10 protein-coding genes and 2 pseudogenes are annotated in these 15,942 nt (G+C 72.9%); 4 read left to right on the top strand and 8 right to left on the bottom strand.

Annotation, left to right across the window (positions count from 1 at the left end; translation table 11 throughout):
- Positions 1 to 260, bottom strand: a pseudogene (locus ACFYQA_RS38015) (ABC transporter permease); the annotation flags it as partial.
- Between the two features lie 329 nt (positions 261 to 589).
- Between ACFYQA_RS38015 and ACFYQA_RS38010 the strand changes: the two are divergent.
- Together ACFYQA_RS38010 and ACFYQA_RS38005 are read left to right on the top strand one after the other, a co-directional pair.
- Positions 590 to 1,216: a TetR/AcrR family transcriptional regulator gene (locus ACFYQA_RS38010; RefSeq protein ID WP_388928153.1), complete on the top strand. Its 627-nt coding sequence runs from the start codon at positions 590 to 592 to the stop codon at positions 1,214 to 1,216.
- Between the two features lie 320 nt (positions 1,217 to 1,536).
- The gene (locus ACFYQA_RS38005) at positions 1,537 to 2,244 is read left to right on the top strand and encodes a leucine-rich repeat domain-containing protein (protein ID WP_388928150.1); all 708 of its coding nucleotides are present in this window, start codon (positions 1,537 to 1,539) and stop codon (positions 2,242 to 2,244) included.
- A gap of 257 nt (positions 2,245 to 2,501) precedes the next feature.
- On the opposite strand, the pseudogene ACFYQA_RS38000 reads toward ACFYQA_RS38005, so the two are convergent.
- The 3 genes and pseudogenes from ACFYQA_RS38000 to ACFYQA_RS37990 form a co-directional block, all read right to left on the bottom strand.
- A pseudogene (locus tag ACFYQA_RS38000) lies at positions 2,502 to 3,481 on the bottom strand (ADP-ribosylglycohydrolase family protein).
- A gap of 9 nt (positions 3,482 to 3,490) precedes the next feature.
- The gene (gene galE, locus ACFYQA_RS37995) at positions 3,491 to 4,480 is read right to left on the bottom strand and encodes a UDP-glucose 4-epimerase GalE (protein WP_388928162.1); all 990 of its coding nucleotides are present in this window, start codon (positions 4,478 to 4,480) and stop codon (positions 3,491 to 3,493) included.
- Between the two features lie 137 nt (positions 4,481 to 4,617).
- Positions 4,618 to 5,115: a MarR family winged helix-turn-helix transcriptional regulator gene (locus ACFYQA_RS37990; protein ID WP_388928147.1), complete on the bottom strand. Its 498-nt coding sequence runs from the start codon at positions 5,113 to 5,115 to the stop codon at positions 4,618 to 4,620.
- Between the two features lie 133 nt (positions 5,116 to 5,248).
- Between ACFYQA_RS37990 and ACFYQA_RS37985 the strand changes: the two genes are divergently transcribed.
- The gene (locus ACFYQA_RS37985; protein WP_388928144.1) at positions 5,249 to 5,662 is read left to right on the top strand and encodes an organic hydroperoxide resistance protein; all 414 of its coding nucleotides are present in this window, start codon (positions 5,249 to 5,251) and stop codon (positions 5,660 to 5,662) included.
- A 95-nt stretch (positions 5,663 to 5,757) separates the two neighbouring features.
- Here the strand turns inward: ACFYQA_RS37985 and ACFYQA_RS37980 are convergent, their stop codons facing one another.
- The 4 genes from ACFYQA_RS37980 to ACFYQA_RS37965 all read right to left on the bottom strand — a co-directional run bounded on the left by ACFYQA_RS37980 (position 5,758) and on the right by ACFYQA_RS37965 (position 13,597).
- Positions 5,758 to 6,750, bottom strand: a complete 993-nt coding sequence (locus ACFYQA_RS37980; protein ID WP_388928141.1) for a carbohydrate ABC transporter permease — start codon at positions 6,748 to 6,750, stop codon at positions 5,758 to 5,760.
- Entirely contained in the window at positions 6,747 to 8,093 is a 1,347-nt protein-coding gene (locus ACFYQA_RS37975; RefSeq protein WP_388928139.1) for a carbohydrate ABC transporter permease, read from the bottom strand. Before ACFYQA_RS37975 ends, ACFYQA_RS37980 begins: the two co-directional genes overlap by 4 nt.
- Positions 8,094 to 8,100: 7 nt before the next feature.
- A complete protein-coding gene (locus ACFYQA_RS37970) occupies positions 8,101 to 9,525 on the bottom strand; it encodes an ABC transporter substrate-binding protein (protein WP_388928136.1) in 1,425 nt (474 codons plus the stop codon).
- A gap of 352 nt (positions 9,526 to 9,877) precedes the next feature.
- Entirely contained in the window at positions 9,878 to 13,597 is a 3,720-nt protein-coding gene (locus tag ACFYQA_RS37965; RefSeq protein WP_388928159.1) for an FHA domain-containing protein, read from the bottom strand.
- Between the two features lie 507 nt (positions 13,598 to 14,104).
- On the opposite strand from ACFYQA_RS37965, the gene ACFYQA_RS37960 reads away from it, so the two are divergent.
- Positions 14,105 to 15,844 carry a serine/threonine-protein kinase gene (locus ACFYQA_RS37960; RefSeq protein ID WP_388928133.1) on the top strand — a complete coding sequence of 580 codons (1,740 nt, stop codon included), beginning with the start codon at positions 14,105 to 14,107 and terminating at the stop codon, positions 15,842 to 15,844.
- Positions 15,845 to 15,942: the final 98 nt, after the last annotated feature.

The following is a 15,942-nucleotide window of genomic DNA, read 5'->3' as shown; positions in this document are numbered from 1 at the left end:
AAGTACACGGCCGCGTTCAGCAGCGGGGTCGCCACCTGCCACAGCTGGCCCAGCTTCGCCTGGCTGTACTGCGCGGTCAGCTTCGCCCGGGAGAAGGCGAGGATGAAGTGCCGGCGCGCCCACAGCTCGCGGACGTAGCCGGGCAGGGTGGGGCGGGCGCCGCTGACCGTGAGGCCGTGACGGGCGGCGAGGGCCGGGAGGTCGTCCTCGGCGGCCGGGGGGACCGGTGCGGGAGGCGGTGTGTGGAGGACCTGACTCACATCCGCTGCTTTCGCTAGGGAGGGTGGGGGTGGGGCGACGGTGGGGTGGTGCGGTGCCGGATCCCGCCGGGTGTTTCCCCGCGTGTCTCCGCGCGTTCATCTACGTCGGGACGGCACCGTATCGTCGCCACGTGAGCGTAGGCCCAACGCGCGTCGGAACGCAACCGTTTCGTCGTGACGGCCCAGGCCCGGAACAGGGCCAGGGCACGTCCGGGTCGGGCCCGAGCTCGACCTGCCCAATGCCTGCCCAATGCCGGTACGTGCCGAATCGGTGTAGGTGCTGTCGTCAGAACGGGCCCGTATCGTCGTCGCGCCCTATGCTGGGCCGCATGACGACGAACGCCGAGGAGCCCCAGCCGCGTCCGCGCCGCAGGGCCCCCGCCGGGGCGGCCGTACTGCGCGAGGACGTGACGGAGGCGATCCGGGCCGCTGTCTTCGAGGAACTCGCGGCCGTCGGCTACGCGCGGATGTCCATCGAGGGCATCGCGCGCCGCGCGGGCGTCGGCAAGACCGCGGTGTACCGCCGCTGGCGCTCCAAACTGCACCTGGTCCTGGACCTGGTCTCCGCCCTCGCCGTGCAGGGCCTGCCCGCACCGGACACCGGTACCCTCGAGGGCGACCTGCGTCTGCTCTACGAGGTCACTTCACGCGCCCTGCGCCACCCCGTCGCCTCACAGATCCTCCCCGACCTCCAGGCCGAGGCCGCCCGCAACCCCGACATCGCCGAGGCCCTGCAGAAGGCGCTGCGGGAGGGCCAGGACGGGGTCGCCAAGGGCATCGTCACGGCGGCACAGGAGCGGGGCGAGGTGCGTCCCGGCATCGACCACGACCTGGCCCTCGACCTGATCTCGGGCCCGCTGTACTGGCGCTCGGTGATCATCCGCAACCCGAAACTCCCGAAGGGCTACCTGGCGGCGCTGGCCAGAGCCACGACGGCGGCGCTCAAGGCGCTGTAGGCCAGGGTGCGAGCTCCGTCAGGAACGGAGCCGGCGGCCCAGCGGGGGAGGAGGAACCGTCCCTCGTGAACGGCCCGGAGCACGTCACTCATCGGCCACCACATCAGCTTGGGATCGGCCTCGGTCGCGGTGAGTTCCTGCGGCCGGGCGTCAGGCCGCGAGCCTCGAAGAGGCGGACGCGTGCTGTCGAGACCGGTGTGATCGCGTGGGAACCGGCCGAAGCTGGTTGATCCTCGACAACTGCCTGTCGGACCTGGACGACCGGGACGAGAATCGAGGCCGAAACCGCTGATGAGAGGGGCGTGGCCGTGCGGCACACAATGAACTTATGGCGTCACGGGCTCGGCGAGGTGCCCGAGTCGGTCTGGCAGCGGACCGAACTCCGCGTGCTGATCCTCGCAGACAACGGGCTCACGGCCCTCCCGGCGGAGATCGGACGGCTGAAACGGCTGAACACCCTGGATCTGGGCCACAACCTCCTCACGTCGGTGCCCGGCGAACTGGGCAGTCTGACTGAGCTGAGCGGCTGCCTCTACCTGCACGACAATCGGTTGTCACAGCTTCCGGACGAGCTGGGAGGCCTGACGCTGGTGCGCTACCTGAACGTCGGCGAGAACCTCCTCACCACCCTTCCCGAGGCCATCGGCAGCATGACCGGCCTCGTCGAGCTCAGAGCGCAGCACAACCAGCTCACCACGATGCCCGGCACGATCGGCCAACTCCGCAACCTGCGCGAGCTGTGGCTACGGGGCAACGCGATCGGGCACCTGCCCCCATCGGTTGCCGAATTGCACCAACTGCGCCACCTGGACCTCCGGGAGAACGCGATTGCGGAGCTACCGGAGCAGTTGGCCGGACTCCCGCGACTACGCCAGATCGACCTGCGGAGCAACCACCTCAGCCGGCTGCCGGACTGGCTCCCCCGGCTGACCTCGCTGGAGAAGCTGGACCTGCGGTGGAACGAGATCGAGCCCTCGCACCCCTTGCTGACCGAACTGGAGCGGCAGGGGTGCGTCGTACTGACGTGAACAAGACGACACCCACTGATGCACACCGGAGTGCCGTCGTTTTTCGGGCCCTGGCTCATCTTCCGTGCTACGAGCGCGGACGCACTGATGAGGCCGGGGTCGGGTTCTCAAGATCGCGGAAGGGGATGTGGAAGACACATGGCGCGATGTGGTGGATACCACCGGTGCGGTGCCAGTGGGCGGATGGGAGGCACGCTGGTGTGCAAGGTGGATCATGGGGCGCCTTTGGGACAGCGGGCAGATGCTGCTCCGTGGGTTCAGCCGCGCAGCCGTCGGGCGAGGGCGGCCAGGTCTGCCGCGTGCAGCACGCGTCCACCGAAGCCCGGCAGGGGGACGTGCAGGGCGTCCGTCCAGTGCGCGGGCACGGCGGTGATGCCGTACACGGCTCCCGCCAGTCCTCCGGTCACGGCCGCCACCGTGTCCGTGTCGCCGCCGAGGTCGATCGCGGCGCGTACGGCGTCCTCGTAGCCGGTGGTGGTACGCAGGGCCCAGACGGCGGAGCCCAGGCAGGGCCAGACGGCGCCGTTGAACTCCGTGGCCAGGTCCGGGTGCCAGTCGGGGGCGAGGACGGTGGCGTAGCGCTCGCGGTGGTCCGGGTGGACCGCGCGCAGGGTGTCCGGTACGGCGGTGAGCGGATCGCCCCCGCTCAGGGCGACGCGCACCAGCTCGTGGAAGACGGCGGTGCCTTCCCAGGCCGCACGGTCGCCGTGGGTGAGCGCGGCCAGTCGGCGGGCGGCGTTCATGGTGACCTCGCGGCCCTGCCGCGCGAAGTGCACGGCGGAGGGCGTGGCCCGCTCCCCCAAGCTCTCGACTTCGCTCGAGCAGGGAGGTACCCCCATCGCCCCGTTACCGGCGGCTCGTCGGTTCGTCTGGAAGTGCAGTGCGGCGGCCACGTCCCACGGGTCGCCGCTGCTCAGCACCGCTTCCGTCTGGAGGCCGATGTCCTTCGGGTCGGCGGCGGCCCACCGCTGGAAGCGGCGGAAGACGTCGGGGAGGTCGAGGCCGTCGTGTTCCAGCAGTGACTCGGCGATCAGGATCGCCATCTGCGTGTCGTCGGTCGCCTCGCCCGGTTCCCAGCCGCCGCCCCCGCACATCTCTTCGCCGAGTCCCGGCTCCGGGAAGCGGGCCGAGAAGGCTCCCTCGGGGCCGAACTCGAAGGGGCGCCCAGGGCGTCGCCGACGGCGGAACCGACGACGGCGCCCACGGCGCGCTCCGAGGAGACCGGGGCAGGGGTCATCCGCACAGGTCAGCCGCGTCCCGCTGCGGGGTGGAGACGCTGCCAGCCGGCCCAGGCCGAGGTGATCATGTCGTCGACGGTGTGGCGGGCCTTCCAGTCGAGTTCGGTGGCGGCGCGGTCGGCCGAGGCGACGACGTTCGCCGGGTCGCCGGGGCGGCGGGGTTCGATCGTGGGCGGGAGGTCGTGGCCGGTGAGGGCGTTGATGCGGTCGATCATGCCCCGGACCGAGACACCCTCCCCGCGGCCGATGTTGAGGGTGAGGTCCCGGCCGGGCGCGGCGCGCAGGGCGCGCGCCGCGGCCACGTGGGCCTCGGCGAGGTCCACGACGTGGATGTAGTCGCGGACGCAGGTGCCGTCCGGGGTCGGGTAGTCGTCGCCGAACACGCGCGGGGGCGTGTTCTCGGTCAGCTTCTCGAACACCATGGGGACGAGGTTGGAGGCACTGGTGTCGGCGAGTTCCGGGCGTGCGGCGCCCGCCACGTTGAAGTAGCGCAGGGAGGCCGTGGACAGTCCGGTCGCCCGGCCCGTCGCGCGGACCAGCCACTCGCCGGCCAGCTTCGTCTCGCCGTACGGGGACATGGGCAGGCAGGGGGTGTCCTCGGTGACCAGTTCGGCGGCGGTGGACGGCGTGCCGTACACCGCCGCCGAGGACGAGAACACGAAGGACGACGCCACGCCCGCCGCCGTCACCGCCTCCAGCAGGACGCGCAGGCCCTCGATGTTCACCCGGTAGTACTGCAGGGGCAGTTCCACCGACTCGGCGACCTGCTTCTTCGCCGCCAGGTGCACGACGCCGGTGACCTCGTGGTCGGCGAGGGCGCGCGCCACCCGCTCGCCGTCCAGGACCGAGCCGACCACCAGCGGCACTCCGTCCGGTACGCGGTCGGGGATGCCGGTGGACAGGTCGTCGTACACCACCGCGCGTTCCCCCGCCTCGGTCATCGCGCGTACGACGTGCGCCCCGATGTAGCCGGCGCCGCCGGTGATCAGCCAGGTCATGTGCGGCCGTCCCCTCGTTGTTGACCCGTAGTGGTGCGGGTAGTGCGGGTAGTGCGGGTGGTGCTCCGGTGCAACCGGGGTGTGCGGTGGGCGGTCGGTCTTCACCGGGCGGTCGGTTTCCACCGTTCGGCAGGATCCTAGGCTTCGTCGGCCGCAGCCGTGTCCAGTGCGGTGGTGAGACGGTCCAGGCGGGTCTTCAGGTCCTGGATCTCGTCGAGCCCGAATCCGGTCGCGGTGACGATCCGGCGCGGGACGTCGAGGGCCCGCTCGCGCAGCGCGACGCCCTCCTCGGTGGGCCGCACCTCCACCGAGCGCTCGTCGCGCGCACTGCGTTCCCTGTGCACCAGGCCGGCCGCTTCCAGCCGCTTGAGCAGCGGGGACAGGGTGCCGGAGTCGAGCCGCAGGTGCTCGCCGAGCTTCTTGACGGGCAGCGTGCCGTGCTCCCAGAGGGCCAGCATCACCAGGTACTGCGGGTAGGTGAGGCCGAGGTCCTTGAGGACCACGCGGTATACGCCGTTGAAGGCGCGCGCGGCGGACTGCAGGGAGAAGCAGATCTGCTGGTCGAGGCGGAGCCAGTCGCCGGCGGGCCCGGGCGACTCCGGGGTGGCCGGTCCGGGGTTCGGGGTCGGTGTCATGGCTCCAGGGTAGCTCTTTCGAGCCATTTAGTTGTGCGCAATTTAGTTGTGTGCTCTACTCGATGTGTGCGGAGGGCGGCCCACTGGACGGGCCGGCCGCCCCACGACCACGACTCGAAAGGGAAGGTTTCCCATGGACGCGCTCTACACCGCTGTCGCCACCGCCACCCACGGTCGCGACGGCCGCGCCGTCACCTCCGACGGCAAGCTGGACCTGGGTCTCAGCGCCCCCGTGGAACTGGGCGGCAACGGCGAGGGCACCAACCCGGAGCAGTTGTTCGCCGCCGGTTACGCGGCCTGTTTCGGCAGCGCCCTCGGGCTGGTCGGCCGGGCCGCGAAGGTGGATGTCAGCGAGGCCGCGGTGACGGCCGAGGTCGGCATCGGCAAGCAGGGCGAGGGCTTCGCGCTCGCCGTGACCCTGCGCGTCGAGCTGCCCGACACCGTGGACCAGGAGACCGGCCGCAAGCTGGTCGAGCAGGCTCACCAGGTCTGCCCCTACTCCAACGCCACCCGCGGCAACGTCCCGGTCGAGCTCGTCATCGAGTAGTCACCGGTCCCGGCCCGGGTTCGGCAACGGCCCGGGTTCGGCAATGTTTCGGGCCCCGGCGCGCACAGTGCGTGCCGGGGCCCGTACGCGCTACCTCACTTCACCGCGCCCGCCATCACACCGGAGACGAACTGCCGCTGGAAGGCGAAGAACACGACCAGCGGGATCGCCATCGAGATGAACGCGCCCGGCGCCAGCACGTCGACGTTGTTGCCGAACTGGCGTACCTGGGTCTGCAGGGCGACCGTGATCGGCTGGCTCCCGGCGTCCGTGAAGATCAGCGCGACCAGCATGTCGTTCCACACCCACAGGAACTGGAAGATGCCCAGTGAGGCGATCGCCGGCCCGCCCAGCGGCATGACCACCCGTGCGAACAGGCGCAGTTCGCCGGCACCGTCCAGCCGGGCCGCCTCCAGCAGCTCCTTCGGGATCTCCGCGAAGAAGTTGCGCAGCAGGAACACCGCGAACGGCAGACCGAAGCCGACGTGGAAGAGGATCACGCCGACGAGTGAGCCGAAGATGCCGATATTGCCGAAGAGTTCGGCGATCGGGATGAGTGCCACCTGTACCGGCACCACCAGCAGCCCCACCACGCCCAGGAACCACCAGTCCCGGCCGGGGAACTCCATCCAGGCGAAGGCGTATCCGGCGAGTGAGCCGATCACCACCACCAGCACCGTCGCCGGGACGGTGATGTACACCGTGTTCAGCAGCGAGCCGGTGATGTCGTCGTTCTCCAGCAGGGTCTCGTAGGCGCCGAAGGTGAGCTGCGAGGGCTCGGTGAACACCGTCCACCAGCCGTCGGCGGCCATGTCCTGCGGGGTGCGCAGGCTGGCCAGCAGCAGACCGATCGTCGGGACGAGCCAGAACAGGCCGACGACGATCAGGAACACCCGCACCAGACCACCGCTGACCCACTCGGCCAGCCGGGACCCGAGTGACCGGGACCCGAGTGACCGGGAGCCGGGCGACCGGGACCCGTGTGCCTCGGACTCCGGCGGCCCCGATCCCGGCGCCACGGGCCCCGACGGCCCGGCTCCCGACGGCCCGGACTTCGGCGAACCGTCGCCCTCCAGACGTGAGTTCATCGCCTGACCTCCCGCCTCAGCCGCCGCACGTTGAACCACATCACCGGGATCACCAGAAGCAGCAGGAACACCGCGATCGCGCTGGCGATGCCCGGTTGGTCCTCGGAGAAGCCCTTGCGGTACAGCTCCAGCGCGAGGACGTCGGCGTCGTCCTGGGAGGAGCCGGGCGCGATGATGAAGACCAGGTCGAACACCTTGAGTACGTTGATCATCAGGGTGACGGTGACGACCGCGAGCACCGGCGCCAGCAGGGGCACCGTGATCCGCCGGAACACCTGCCACTCGTTGGCGCCGTCGACCCGCGCGGCCTCCAGCAGCTCCCGGGGCATGCCCGCGAGCCCGGCCGCGATCAGCACCATCGCGAAGCCCGCCCACATCCAGATGTACGAGCCGATGATGGCGGGCGTGACCAGCGACGGGCCCAGCCAGTCCAGGCCGTTGTACGGCGCCTGGAAGTTGCTCGCCGGCAGCCGGAGCTGTGCGCCGTCCGCCTTCGCCGACAGGGAGAACGTGCCGTCGGCGCCCGCCGTGGCCGTCTCCACCACCGTGCCGTCCCTGACGGCCTCGATCTTCATGCCGGGATAGCCCAGCTCGTCCGCGTCGACCTCGTTCAGCGTGCCGACGCCCTTGCCGCGGGTGAAGTCCTGCCAGGTCGTGCCGGTGATCCGGTCCGCCTCCGGTTTCGGCGCCGCCGCCCGTGCGGCGTCGTCGGGGATCAGGTCCGGGGCGACGCCGACCAGCGGCAGCGCGACGGTGTCGCCGACGCCCACCGTCCCCCTGGTGACGAAGGCACCCCCGCCGGCCGCCTCCAGCGGCGACTCACGGCCCGGGTGCGCCTTCGGGTACGCCGACGACTCGGCGAAGGTGTCGTGGACGCCCACCCACACCGCGTTCGCGACGCCCTTGTCCGGGTCCTGGTCGTACACCAGACGGAAGATGATGCCCGCCGCCAGCATCGAGATCGCCATCGGCATGAAGACGACCAGCTTGAACGCCGTGCCCCAGCGGATCCGTTCGGTCAGCACCGCGAAGATCAGGCCGAGCGCGGTGGCGATCGTCGGCGCGAACACCACCCAGATGATGTTGTTCTTCAGGGCGGTGCGGATGCCGTCGTCGGTGAACAGCGCCTGGTAGTTGTCGAATCCGGCGAATCCGTCGCCGGACTGGTCGTAGAAGCTGCGGACGACGGAGTACCCGATCGGGTAGACCACGAGCGCACCGAGCAGTAGCAGCGCGGGCAGCAGGAACAGCGCCGCGACGGTTCTGCGGGTGCCGGTGAGGCTCTTGCGCGACGTGGGGGCGGCGGAGGCCACTAAGGGCCCCGCCGCCTTGTCCGACTTCATCGCCGGATCAGTTCCCGTACGCCGCGGCCGCGTCGGCCTCCAGCTGCCGCTGGGTTCCCGCGACGTCCTTCGGGTTCTTCAGGAAGTCCTGGAGCGCCTTCCACTCACCCTTTCCGGGGGTGCCGCCGAAGGCCTGCGGGGCCTGGTCGGACATGTCGAAGCGGAAGTCGTCCCCGGCGTCGACGAGCGCCTGGGCCATCTTCCGCTGCACCTCGTTCGGGTACGCCGAGTTCGGCACGTTCTTGTTCGGCGAGAGATAGCCGCCCAGCTTCGCCTGGATGCCCGCGGCATCGGGGGAGGCGAGGAACGTCGCCAGCGCCTGCGCCGCCTTCGAGTCCTGCAGGATCACGGCCGCGTCGCCGCCGGACACCACCGGCGGGCTGTCACCGACCGCGGGGAACGGGAACACCTTCGCGTCCGTGCCGACCTTCGCCTCGCCCTCACCGATGGTGACCTGGACGAAGTCGCCCTCGTAGACCATGCCCGCCTTGGGCTGGTCGCCGCCGGTGAAGGTCTGCGTCACGGAGGCCGGGAACTCGGTCTGCAGCGCGCCGTCCGGACCGCCCGCGAGGTAGTCGTCCTTGCCCCAGATCTCCGCCAGCGTGGTCAGCGCTTCCTTCACGGACGGGTCCGTCCACTTGATCTCGTGCGCGGTGAGCTGGTCGTACTTCTCCGGGCCCGCCTGGGAGAGGTAGATGTTCTCGAACCAGTCGGTGAGCGTCCAGCCGTCGGCGCCGCCGACCGAGAACGGGGTGACACCGGAGTCGTAGACCGTCTGCGCCGTGGTGAGCAGGTCCTTCCAGGTCTTCGGCTCGCTCGCGCCCGCGTTCTCGAAGACCTGGGCGTTGTACCAGATCAGCGACTTGTTGGCGGCCTTGTAGTAGACGCCGTACGGCGTGCCGTCGACCGAGCCGATGTCCTGCCAGCCCTGCGAGTAGTTCTTCTTGAGCTCCGCCTGCGCCTCGGCGCCCAGCGGCTTGGCCCAGCCCTTCTCCACGGCCTGCTTGACGGCGCCCGGTTGTGGCAGCAGCGCCACGTCGGGCGGGGCGCCGCCCGCGATCTTGGAACCGAGGAAGTTGATGATGGGGTCCTGGGCGGGAACGAACGTCACCTTCGCGCCGGTGCGCTTCTCGAACTCCGCGAGGACCTTCTTGAAGTTGGCCTGTTCGGTGCCGGTCCACACGGCGGTGACCTCGAGGCTCTGGCCGTCCAGCTTGGGAAGGGTGACGGCGGAGGCGGTCTCGTCGGCTCCGCCCCCCGTCTCGTCGTTGCCACCGTCGTCGTCACCCCCGCACGCGGTGAGCGAGACCGCGAGCACGCCCGCGACGACGGCGGCCGCCGCTCTGACGGCCCTGCGGGTGCGGGGGGTTGCTGTTGCCGTGGGTGTGCCGGACGACCTGCGTGCCCGGATGATCCTGCTCGTCCTGCGCATCACTGCCCCGTTCTTCGTACCTCGTCGAACGTCGAGCGCTGTCCCGTGCGCTCTGGTGTACGCCGTGAGGTCGAGATCGGCAAGAGCGCGGCTCGTGTCAAGTCCGCGATCGTGACCGCGTCGTGACTCTCCGGGGCGGAGGGGTTCGGTCCGGCCCGTCCGGGCAGCCCGCATGCCCGCGCCACCCATCGGGGGCGCGGACGTTACGGGCTGGGGCTGCTGGGGCTGCTGGGGCTGCTGGGGCAGGTGGGGTGACGCGAGGGCCGTGAGAACCGAGACGCTGCGCGCCGCTCTCGCCGCTCTCCCTGCTCTCCACCGCACGAGTAGCGGGGAGAGTGGCGAGAGCGCAGGGTCACAGCAGCGACGGCACCTCGGTGGCCGAGACCTCGCGGCCCGCGCGTTCCAGTGCGCTGGCGAGCAGGGCGAGGTCGGTGGGGCCGTTGCCGAGTTCCCGGACCGGGCGGCGGGCGGGTGGATCGCCCATGCGGTGCCACTCCAGCGGCACGACCGTGGGCCGCAGCGTCGCCGTGCGCGGGATGCGCCCGGTCACCCGCCCGCCCTGGAACGAGGTCTCCCGGCCGTCCACATGGACCAAACGCCCCCGGCCCGGCGCCGGTTCGCCCCCGCTCTCCCGGTTCGATTCGAACGGGGATGCGGCCCCGCGGCCCGGCGCGGGCGCGTCGAGCGTCACGCGCAGGGCCGCACGGCGCACCGGTTCGGACTCCGCCGTACGGGCGCAGGGGCCGGTGGCGGACACCAGGTGCACGCCCAGCCGCTCGCCCTCCCGTGCCACCGCCTCCAGCGCCCGCAGCACCGACCCGGCGGCGGGCCGTCCGGGCGAACCGAGCGCGGGGGAGACCAGCGCGTCCAGGTCGTCCACGACCACCACCAGCCGGGGCAGCGGCGGCGGAGCCTGGGCCCTGCGCCGTGCGGCCCCGGGCCGCAGCCGCAACGTGGAACTGGGCGGGGCCTCCAGGTCGTCCCCGAACTGCTCGCCGACGGCGGCCGCGGGGCCGCGGGGTGCGGCCGTGCGCTGGGCGACCATACGGTCCGACAACTCGCGCCCGGTGTGCCACTCCACGAAGTCCGACCGGCCGAGCAGTTCGGCACGACGCTTCAGCTCGGCGCTCAGCGACTGGGCGAACTCCCGCATCCGCACAGGGTCGTTGGCGCTGAGATGCGTGGTGACATGCGGTACGTCCGTGCACACACGCAGTCCGTCGCCCTGCCCGCCGTTCGGCCCGTTGCCCTGCCCGCCGCCCGTGGTGCCCGCGCGGCCCTCCACCAGCACGATGCCCAGCCGGTCCGGCCGTTCGGCCGCTGCCAGGGAGGCGACGACGGCCCGGAGCAGTTCCGTACGGCCACTGCCGGACGGCCCCTCCACCAGCAGATGCGGCCCGTCGGCCACGAGGTCGGCGGACACCGGGCCGCGCGGCCCGGCACCCAGCACCGCGCACACCCGTCCGCCGAGCCGCTCCTTGTCGTCGGCCGCGTCCGCCCAACGGGCCATCAGCGAGGCCGGGGTGGCGCGGGCCAGGCCCAACTCGTCCAGCAGCCGCGCCGACCGGGGCAGCGGCACCGACACGCGCGCGTGCTGCGTACCGGGGACGCCCGCCGTGCGCAGCGGTGCCAGGGCCCGCGCGAACCGCTCGGCCCAGGCGGGGGAGACCGCGTCGACCGTGGCGACCGTGCCGTGGCCGACCGGGCCCGGCGCCGCCCCCGAGCCGGTGGCGGCCACCCGCAGCAGCCGCAGGGTGGTCGCCACGTCCCCGCTGAGCAGGGCGACGGCACCGCACTCCCGGAACGCGGGCGTCACCGCGCAGGCCGCCTCGTACGTCTCCGCCACCGGGGACGAGGCGGAGGCGGCGGCCGTCTCGGCGAGGCACACCAGGTGGATACCGGCCCGCGGTCCCCCCACCGCCAGCCGCGCCACCGCGTCACGCACTTCGGGGTCCCCGGGGTCACCGTCCACGACGACCACGGTGTACGGCCCGGTGAAGCCGCCTGCCGGGCCGTCGCCGGCGCCCCGGGCGGGCCGCCGGGGGGTGCCCCGGTCGGCGCCGGATGCCCGGGGCTGCTCGGGTATGAGCGGGGCGGCCGGGGTGGAGGAGGGGGAGGGGACGGACAGGGAGGAAAAGGTGGGAGGGGAGGCCGGGGCGGGTGAGGTGCGGGCCGCCTGGTCGTGGTCGTCCAGGCGGCGCAGCAGTTCCTCGGCGCGGGCCGCGGCCTGTTCGCGGTCGTGGGCGAGGAGCAGCCGGCAGTCCTGCCCGTGTCCCGGCCGTACGTGCGGCAGCCAGCCCAGCCAGGCCCATTCCGCGGTGCGCTCCTCCAGGGTGCGGGAACGGTCGGCGGTGATCAGGACGATCTCGAGTGTGTCGGGGGAGTGCAGCACGGCGAGCTGGGCCAGCACCGCGCGGGCCAGCCCGGTGAGCCGCTCGCGCGGACCGGCCAGGCCCAGCGAGCCCACTTCGCGCAGCCCCGAGGTCACGGGCACGGCGGGCAGCAGGCCAGAGCCGCCGGGGACCGCCCGGTCGGCCGTGCCGAGGCGTATCGCCAGGGCCTCCGGGTGACCGGGCCCGCGCTCCCACAAGCGGGGCCCCGGGCCCAGCGCGGTCAGCAGCAGGGTGGCGGGGTCGGGCCAGGTCTCGGGCGGGCCGGGCGGGGCGACGGCCGGTTCGGCCGGGGCGGCGCCGGCCGCCTCCTCGCCGTACATCTCCGGTCCGGTGCTCTCCTCCGGCTCCGGACGTCCCCCGGCCAGTCGGCGCGCCCACGCCGAGAGCCCGCCGCGCCGGCGTCCGACGGAGGGCTGCGGGGCGAGGCCGGCGTCGGCCGGACCGGTGCCGCGCACCGGCGTACCCTCGCGGCCGTCGGCGGGCCGGGTGCCGGGGGCGGCGGGCCGGGCGGTGAGCCCGCCGTCGGCGCCGGATCCGGTGGGCGCGCCCGTGCTGCTCGCGTGGGTACCGGTCTCCGCCCCGGGCGCCGGGCCGAACCCGCCGTCGGCCGGCCTCGGCTGCGACACCCGGCGCCCCCGGGGGACCCGTGGCATCTCACCCCGGGAAGCGACGTGGACCGTACGCCTGCTGCCGGTGCTGCCGGTGCTGCCGGTGCGGCCTGTGCGGCCTGTGCTTCCGGAGCCGGAGCCGGAGCCGGAGCCGGAGCCGGAGCCGGAGCCGAAGCCGAAACCGGTGTCGGAGCCGGGGCCGGCAGAGGAGCCGGAGCCTGCGTCCGGCCCGTCGCCCGTCCCGCGGTTCTCGATCCCCGGTGCGCCCCCCTGGCCGGGCACCAGCGGGGTTTCCCCGGCGGTCCGGGCCGCCGGGGAACCGTAGCCGTGGTGCGTCGGCCCGTCCGGCGGACGCACGGCCGCCGCCCCGGCCCCCGCGGGCGGCTCCGCTGATGCTCCCGCGGGCGGTTCCGGCACGCGGACGTGCCCCTCGCCGTCCGGCGTCGTCCGGGCCCGCGCCCCCGGCCCCGCGGCCGGGGTGAGCCGCAGCGCCGATTCGCCGATCCGCAGCAGTGCGCCCGGTGCCAGACCGACCGGGCGGGAGCCCACCCGCCGGCCGTTCAGGGTGGTGCCGTTGGTGGAGCCGAGGTCGGCGACCGAGACCCTGCCGTCCGGGCCGACCGTCACCGCGCAGTGCAGCCGGGAGACGTCCGGGTCGTCGAGCGGCACATCGGCGTCGGCCGAGCGGCCGATGCGGATCTCGCCGCCGTGCAGCAGATGGACGCCGCCCGCGTCGGGGCCGGCGACGACATGGAGCCTTATCGGGGTGTCGTCCAGCTCGGGGTGCGGCTCCGGTTCGCCCGGGGCGCCCACGGCCAGTACCGCGCCGTCGATCAGCGGAGGCTCGCCGAGTGTGCAGCGCTGGGCGTCCAGCCGCTGGTCACCGGCGTACAGCACCGGGGCGCCGGAGGAGCCCGTGGAACCGGAGGCGCTGTCGCCGCCGAAGACCGCGGAGACCAGCGCGGCGGCCACCGCCGCCAGGGCCGTACCGGCGGGGGCGGTGACGAGCACATGGCCTCGCGAGGGGGAGGGCAAACCCAGCGGATCTACCACGGTCAGGCGGATCTGCATCGCCGTGAGCGGTCCCTTCTGCGCGAGCGCCCGCGGCATGGAGGACGGAACCGCTCCGCGGTCCCCCACCGCGGACTTCCCCCACCACCACATGCGCACGTACGGCCAGTACTGCAGGCATCCTCGCACCTGCCACCGACAACGCGCCCGCATCCCCGCATCAAATGATCTTGATTGGTCGGCTCTGCCCTCAAAAGTGCCTGCCCCATGCGTTGTGGATGATCGTTTCGGCACTGCTTGGGATCGGTCACGTCCGGCCACCGGCAACCGGCGGGCCGGGTCGAGCGTCTTTCTTCGAACACGGGAAGGACCCCGCGAACCCCGCTCGAGCCCCGTCCGGGCCCCCGCCCGGGGAAATCGCGTCGTACCCGTACGAGGACCGGGAAGGAAGTCGTCGACGGGGTCAGGCCGCTGTCCCGCGCCGCGGCATTACAGTGGGGCGGAACATTTCCGAGCACGACACACCACGGTGTACGCCAGTCAAGCAAGCAGCAGGGAGCGCATGACGTGCGGCCGGTAGGCAGCAAGTACCTGCTCGAGGAGCCGATCGGACGCGGCGCCACGGGCACCGTCTGGCGAGCCCGCCAGAGGGAGACCGCGGGGGCCGAGGCGGCAGTGCCCGGTCAGCCGGGAGAGACCGTCGCGATCAAGGTCCTCAAGGAGGAGCTCGCGAACGACGCGGACATCGTGACGCGGTTCCTGCGGGAACGCTCCGTCCTGCTCAGACTGACCCACCCCAACATCGTCCGGGTTCGCGACCTGGTCGTCGAGGGCGATCTGCTGGCCCTGGTCATGGACCTCGTCGAGGGTCCCGACCTGCACCGTCACCTGCGCGAGAACGGTCCCTTCACGCCCGCCGCCGCAGCCCTCATGACCGCCCAGATCGCCGACGCGCTCGGCGCCAGCCATGCCGACGGCGTGGTGCACCGCGACCTGAAGCCCGCCAACGTGCTGCTCAAGCAGGGTGGCGGCGAGCTGCACCCGATGCTGACCGACTTCGGCATCGCCCGGCTGGCCGACTCCCCGGGGCTGACCCGCACCCACGAGTTCGTCGGCACGCCCGCGTACATCGCGCCCGAGTCCGCCGAGGGCCGCCCGCAGACCTCCGCCGTCGACATCTACGGCGCCGGCATCCTGCTGTACGAGCTGGTCACCGGCCGCCCGCCGTTCTCCGGTGGCTCCGCCCTGGAGGTGCTGCACCAGCACCTGAGCGCCGAACCGCGCCGCCCCTCCACCGTCCCGGACCCGCTCTGGACGGTCATCGAGCGCTGCCTCAGCAAGAACCCCGAACAGCGGCCCAGCGCCGAGAACCTCGCGCGCGGCCTGCGGGTCGTCGCCGACGGCATCGGCGTGCACGTGAACTCCGCGCAGATCTCCGCCGCGGAGAACGTCGGCGCGCTCCTCATGCCCGACCCCGCGCCCGCCCCCGTGCCCGGCACACCCGGCGCGCCCGGTTCCGCCGACCCGACGCAGGTACTGCCGCACACCGGGGGCGCGTACGACCCCAACGGCGCGACCAGCGTCCTGCCGCAGACCGGCGCCAACGCCTCGGCGGGCGTCGGAGGCCCCTCCGGTGCCGCCGACCCGACCGCCGTCATGCCCCCGGTGCCGCCAGGCCCGCCCGGTAACGGTGGCCAGGGACAGCCCGGGCCCGACGACCCGCATCCCTGGCAGAACCAGATGCGCGCGGCCCGCGACCGCAACGAACAGACCCAGGTCCAGTACCTCGACCCGGGCGAGGACCCGCTGCGCCGCCGCCCCCAGCGGCAGGTCTCCCGGCAGCAGCAGCCTCCGCAGCACCGCCCGCAGCCCCAGTCCGGCCCCGGCCCCGGCCCTGGCGGCTACGGTCAGCCACAGCCGTACCAGCAGGCACAGCAGCCTCAACAACCTCAGCAGTACGCCCCGCCCCCGCCGCAGCGGCCCCAGCAGCCCCAGCGGCCCCAGCGGTCCCAACGACCGCGGCAGCCGGAGCCTCAGCGGTACACCCCGCCGCCGGAGCCGCGACGCCCCGCGCGCGAGCCCCGGCAGCGCGGTGCCAACCCGATGCGCATCCCCGGCCTCGGCTGTCTGAAGGGCTGCCTGTTCACGATCGTCATCCTGTTCGTCGCGAGCTGGCTGATCTGGGAGCTGAGCCCGCTGCAGGAGTGGATCGGCAGCGGCAAGGGCTACTGGGACCAGCTCACCGACTGGTTCACCAGCACGGTGGACTGGTTCCAGGACCTGGGCGGGTCCGGCCCGCCGCAGTAGTCCGGAGCCGCGGGGGGGGGGGGGGGGGGGGGGGGGGGGGGGGGGGGGGGCGCGGGCCGCCCCCGCCCCGCCCGCCGGCGGGGGGGGGGGGCGCGGGG

The sequence above is a fragment of the Streptomyces sp. NPDC005774 genome (genome assembly GCF_042871645.1).
GTDB classification, from domain to species: Bacteria; Actinomycetota; Actinomycetes; order Streptomycetales; family Streptomycetaceae; genus Streptomyces; species Streptomyces pratens.
Note: the sequence above shows the minus strand (reverse complement) of the source record. Positions and strands in the feature narration are given on the sequence as shown.